The following is a 1,666-nucleotide window of genomic DNA, read 5'->3' as shown; positions in this document are numbered from 1 at the left end:
AGCCTGGATCCGTGGACGTGGGTTTTGGGCTGGTCAGCGGACCGGAGGTGCGCTGACCAGCAGATTTCGGGTGTGGGGTAGCCGCTGGTCTGTCCAGCTTTTCCACGTGAGTTCTCGGTTCGGGCCTGTCGGGCCGGGTGGTCAGATGGTGGCAGGTTGTGGTGGTGTGTAGCCGATTGTGTTGTGCCACAACGTGAGCCACGCCTCGGTCCAAGGCCAGTGACTGGGTAGGTGCAGGATCGGCCGGCGTTGCGGGCGTGCGAGGCGGGCGGGAATGTTGACGAGTTTGCGGCGCAGGGTGGCGCCGCGGGCGCGGGCGTGTGAGCCGCCGGCGAGGGTTCCGGCCGCGCGGAGCAGATTGTGGGCGATCGCGGCGCAGAGTGCCCAGGCGGAGTTGGCGGCGAAGCGCCCGGACGGGATGTGCGCAAGGGGGCCGTCGATCAGATCGGCGAACACGGTCTCGATGATGGCGTGGCGGCGGTGGGTGATATCGGCAGCGGCGACCGGCTCTTGCGAGTTGGTGAAGAAGGGGTGGTATCGCCAGACCGGGAACAGGGCGTCAGGGTAGCGGGCGTCTTTGACGCGGCGCACGATCAGTCGCGCGGTGGTGCGGTCTTTGGTGGAAGCGAAAGCGGTGTAACCGATTTCGGCGACTTCGGCGTCGGAGATCCACTCGCCGGTGTCGGGGTCACGGACCGCGCCGGGATAGCGGACCGGTGTCCACGCGTGTTCGCCGATCTCGGCGATGGCCCTGGTGACAGCGGGGTTCTTGGTGAGGACCAGCGAGAACTGGGCACCGGCGCGCAGTGCGGCGCGCACGACTTTGCGAGTGCCGTAGGCCGAATCGCCACGGACCAGGATGGTGCCGGTGGCCCCGGCTGCGCGGGCGGTGCTGATCGCGGCGGTGACCATCGAGCCCGCGCCCTTGCCGGAACCGGTTTTCCCGGCACGCAACCGCATTCCCGCGATCACCGGCGCGGCCAGATCGGTGCTCAGGATGGCCGCCAACGGTGAAAGCCCTTTGCGGAGAACCCGTTTCCCGGCGATCTTGGTGTGCCCATAGGAGGCGCCCTGCTTGCGATGGCCGTAGACCGGCCGCAGCAGCGAGTCGATATCCACGAACGTTCGCACCTGGGCACCGGGCAGTAGATCTGCTCGCTCGACCAGCGCCAGCAGATGCTCACGCATCACCGACTCCAGCTGCTTGGCATGTCCGAAGGTGAACTCCCGCAACAGAATCCCCACCGTCGAGGGCGCGTACACACCATCGAACAACTCGCTCATCCCGCCGCTGCGCAACACATCGATGTCGTCGATACTGTCCGCGCCGGCAGCCATCCCTGCGATCACGGTGGCCAGCTTGGGTGCCAGGTTGGCCGATCCGGCTTTGATCCGTGGTGCATCGATGGCGATCTTCTCGGTCAACATGCTGGTCAAGCCGGTTTGCTCCGCCAACGTCATCACCGGCACCAGCCCGGCAACCGACACGAGGTTGTCATCATCGAACCGCGCCGAGTCCCCGGCGAAGGTGTGGAACAATCGCACTGAAAGTGTCTTCCCGATCTGCTGTTGATTGTTGCGTAGAGAACATCAATCATCGCAGCTCGGAAGGCACTTTTCCTATTCCGGCACACCCCGCCCCACCGACCACGTCCACGGATTCAGG

Annotated in this window: 1 protein-coding gene; it reads right to left on the bottom strand. The window is 65.7% G+C overall.

What is annotated here, in order from left to right:
* Positions 1-141: 141 nt before the first annotated feature.
* A complete protein-coding gene (locus NRB20_RS37350; RefSeq protein ID WP_319945886.1) occupies positions 142-1,545 on the bottom strand; it encodes an IS1380 family transposase in 1,404 nt (467 codons plus the stop codon).
* Positions 1,546-1,666 lie beyond the last annotated feature (121 nt).

This window comes from Nocardia macrotermitis, from assembly GCF_009604405.1.
GTDB lineage: Bacteria > Actinomycetota > Actinomycetes > Mycobacteriales > Mycobacteriaceae > Nocardia > Nocardia macrotermitis.
This window is presented reverse-complemented; position numbering and strand designations above follow the sequence as displayed.